Genomic DNA, 2951 nt, shown 5'->3' with positions numbered 1-2951 from the left:
CCTCGGCTAGATGCATCCGGAGTCGTGCCCACATGCGCGCCGCATCCTCGTCGACAGGTAGAGCGACCATGTCGGCGATCACATCGAGGGTTGCCAGCCGTTGCGCTCGGGCGTCGGTCGATGCGGCCGCAAGGACCCCGAGATTGAGTTCGGCGACCGTGATCACCGTGGTGGCGACTTCGTCAGGTATCTGAGCCGAATCCAGGCGTCGACCGCTTTCCCGGGCGATGAAGATCGACGTGTCGAGGATGCCAGCCGAGCTCACCGCGACAGGTCCGTGTCGTCGGTGGTTTCCCCGGCAAGCTCAATCAGGTCTAACCGCAACCCGGGATCCGCTTGGGTTCGGGCCACTCTCCGTAGGAGCTCATCGCGACCGAGCCAGCGACGCGAGTGCTGCGGGACAGCGGTCAGAACCGCTACGGCCTTGCCGTTGACGGTGATCGTGATGTCTTCACCCGCCGAGGCTCTCCGCAGCACCGACGCAGTGTCGTTGCGCAGCTCTCTAGAGGCAACCTCAAACATGCTACGATCGTAGCATATCTGTAGCCATATTGGTGCTTAGTGTTCCCATGTCGCGCCGATCCGATCTGCAATGAGATCTGGCGAGGAATACGACGGAGCCGAGTACGGCGGGTTACCAGAGAACCTCTGCTGATGCCAGTGCCACGCATTGCCGCCACCCCTCGGTCGGTCGCGTCACACTGCGACCGGAACTCCACGCTTTCTGGCCGCCTCAGCAAGGGCGAGATCGAAGGTTGCAAGGCTTGCCCGGTGGTGAATTGCGACATCGAGAACGCAGCAATCAGGCAGCTTCAGCCCGGTAGTCGCTCGAAGTTCGGCAAGGCGGAGCGGCTCGTCATCATCGTGCGACGCGACCGTGATGCCAGCCGCCCGCAAATCGTCTCGCATCAAGGCTCCCTCGCGACTCCCTCAATCCCACGGATTGATGAGTTCGACGCCGGTGTCAACAAAGTCGCCAACGTTGCGTGTCGCCAGTCCGGCGTTCCAGGCGCGGCAAATTGCGGCAATCTGCCCATCGGCCATACTGATCTGGAGCCCGCCGCGCTCTCGGCCGGCGACGATATCGGCGTAGTGGGTTGCGGCCAGCGCGTCGAACGGCAAAATCCTGTCGCCGAATTCCTCTGTCAGTAGTCCGTCGACTTTCGCACGAAGCTCGCGCCTGCGTCGGCCATCCGGCAATCGGGCAACGCCATACAGCAACTCGGCCGCCGTCACCGCCGTCAGCGCTATGTCTGACGCGTCCAAACTATCGAGCCAACTAACGACGCAGAGATCGGGAGCTTTGCGAACAAGCTCCGAGATGAGGTTGGTATCAAGGACAATCATTGATCAAAGACTGCGGGTCGAGGTCGTTCGGCGCGGTCAGGCGGCTCAAGGTCCACCCCCCCAGTTTCCGCGAAGCGCTGCCGAATCCGTGTACCCATCCCAGGACCGCCGGACGGGCGCTCCAGTACCGTACGCAAGATCTCGCGCACCTCCGATTCCATGGAGCGACCGTGCTGTGCGGCACGGATACGCAAAGCCGCTTTGAGTTGGTCGTCGAAATCGCGAATCGTCAAGGTTGCCATCGGCCGCTCCTCGCCTCATGCTAGCAATGCAGTCAACGCTAACAGACGCCGAGCTCGGCGCCCTGGCGGTTCAGCAGCCTTCACCCGGTGAGACATATCCGTGGCCCGACCCCGAGCGTGACTTCGCCCGCTATTGCTCATGCTGGCTGCGGAGACCCCGATCGGCCCGCGCGGACCAGCACCCGTACCCACCGCCGATCAAGTCATGGCAGTCTGCCTGACCACTCTCCCCTCCCCAACCATGCGGGAGGAGTACGGCAGGTTCGAATATGGCGGGTTTCCGGTAACGGTCGCCATGTTGATCAGATGAATCATGCGAGTCATCCAGCAACAGGCGATCACCCTCAACCCCGACACCGGGCTGACCTCCTACCATCCTTTCTCGAAGTCGGCCAAGCCTTTCCGTGCGCGGCCGTATGAGCAATAGCTGCGTTCGGCGCAGAGCATGACACTGGCCTTCCGGCTCCCGGGCGGTGATCCTTCCGATCTGACCAACGGCGAGATGCTTCCGTTCCCCCCGTAGGCTCACTGCATGCACGAAGTGACTCTGGCCAGCACCGGTGAAGCGGCGATGCTGACAGTCGGACTGTCGGTCTATACAGCGTTGACCCTCGCCAGCATCGCTGTGGCCATCGAGAGTGCTCGCCGACACCGACGCCGCCGCGCGATCTACGCCGCGATCATGGTTGGCGTGTTGATCCTGGGCGGGTTGGTTGCGGCTATTTTCAGCAGCATCGCGTGAACCCGGCAGCGCCGGCTCAGCGTCTCTCCCCTGACTAACGTTGGATTTGAGTAGCCGGATATTCAGGAGCTACCGGCCAACAAGCCATAAATTCGCGCTACTCAATCCGACGGCGAGCCCGGCGGACTGACCCACTCAAAGCGGCCTTGCTGCTCGGCAGTCCACCACCTGGGTGGACACTATGGACGTGGCCCTTTCTGCAACAGTCTTCAAAGTCGAACTTGGCATCTCCGATATCGATCACGGTTACTACGCCGATCACACGCTGACCGTGGCCCGTCATCCCAGTGAGACCGATGAGCGGATGGTCGTGCGGTTGTTGGCGTTTGGGCTGCGCGCACACCGACTCAGCGACGTCGACGGTGAGTTGGCGTTCGGGGCGGGCCTGTCCACCCCTGGCGTACCGGACTTGCGGCTCGCCGACTACACCGGCCGGATCCTGGAGTGGATCAACGTCGGCCAGCCCGATGAACGCGCCCTCGGCAAGGCGGCCAGCCAGGCCGAACAGGTGCTGCTGTTCCCGTTCGCCGCCGGCGTGGCCACCTGGTGGCGCACCGTCGGCCCCAAAGTGGCGGGGCTGCCGAACCTGTCGGTGGTACAGATACCGCACGCGCCAGTGC

At 62.9% G+C, this 2951-nt stretch carries 7 protein-coding genes; 2 read left to right on the top strand and 5 right to left on the bottom strand.

What is annotated here, in order from left to right; genetic code table 11:
• From AC2VOG_RS20355 to AC2VOG_RS20335, 5 genes are all read right to left on the bottom strand, one after another.
• Positions 1 to 265, bottom strand: a 265-nt coding sequence (locus AC2VOG_RS20355) for a PIN domain-containing protein (protein ID WP_486941626.1), incomplete at its 3' end; no start/stop codon positions are given.
• Entirely contained in the window at positions 262 to 522 is a 261-nt protein-coding gene (locus tag AC2VOG_RS20350) for a type II toxin-antitoxin system Phd/YefM family antitoxin (RefSeq protein WP_486941625.1), read from the bottom strand. The genes AC2VOG_RS20350 and AC2VOG_RS20355, both read right to left, overlap by 4 nt.
• Before the next feature lie 174 nt (positions 523 to 696).
• On the bottom strand, positions 697 to 909 hold the full coding sequence (locus tag AC2VOG_RS20345) for a PIN domain-containing protein (protein WP_486941624.1): 213 nt from the start codon (positions 907 to 909) through the stop codon (positions 697 to 699).
• Between the two features lie 21 nt (positions 910 to 930).
• Positions 931 to 1347 (bottom strand): PIN domain-containing protein, encoded by a 417-nt coding sequence (locus AC2VOG_RS20340; RefSeq protein ID WP_486941623.1) that lies wholly within the window; start codon positions 1345 to 1347, stop codon positions 931 to 933.
• On the bottom strand, positions 1344 to 1589 hold the full coding sequence (locus AC2VOG_RS20335; RefSeq protein WP_486941622.1) for a FitA-like ribbon-helix-helix domain-containing protein: 246 nt from the start codon (positions 1587 to 1589) through the stop codon (positions 1344 to 1346). The genes AC2VOG_RS20340 and AC2VOG_RS20335 overlap by 4 nt, the downstream gene beginning before the upstream one ends.
• Positions 1590 to 2121: 532 nt before the next feature.
• Between AC2VOG_RS20335 and AC2VOG_RS20330 the strand changes: the two genes are divergently transcribed.
• Both AC2VOG_RS20330 and AC2VOG_RS20325 read left to right on the top strand, forming a co-directional pair.
• Positions 2122 to 2331: a hypothetical protein gene (locus AC2VOG_RS20330; RefSeq protein ID WP_486941621.1), complete on the top strand. Its 210-nt coding sequence runs from the start codon at positions 2122 to 2124 to the stop codon at positions 2329 to 2331.
• Between the two features lie 187 nt (positions 2332 to 2518).
• Positions 2519 to 2951, top strand: a 433-nt coding sequence (locus AC2VOG_RS20325; RefSeq protein WP_486941620.1) for a YaeQ family protein, incomplete at its 3' end; no start/stop codon positions are given.

Source organism: Mycobacterium sp. TH-M11 (assembly GCF_057473725.1).
The sequence above is the reverse complement of the archived record's forward strand: the minus strand, read 5'-3'. Positions and strand labels throughout refer to the sequence as shown.

Coding starts and splice junctions, on each gene's coding strand:
- AC2VOG_RS20330 (WP_486941621.1), top strand. CDS start 2,122: ATGCACGAAGTGACTCTGGCCAGCACCGGTGAAGCGGCGATGCTGACA.
- AC2VOG_RS20340 (WP_486941623.1), bottom strand. CDS start 1,347: ATGATTGTCCTTGATACCAACCTCATCTCGGAGCTTGTTCGCAAAGCT.
- AC2VOG_RS20335 (WP_486941622.1), bottom strand. CDS start 1,589: ATGGCAACCTTGACGATTCGCGATTTCGACGACCAACTCAAAGCGGCT.
- AC2VOG_RS20350 (WP_486941625.1), bottom strand. CDS start 522: ATGTTTGAGGTTGCCTCTAGAGAGCTGCGCAACGACACTGCGTCGGTG.
- AC2VOG_RS20345 (WP_486941624.1), bottom strand. CDS start 909: ATGCGAGACGATTTGCGGGCGGCTGGCATCACGGTCGCGTCGCACGAT.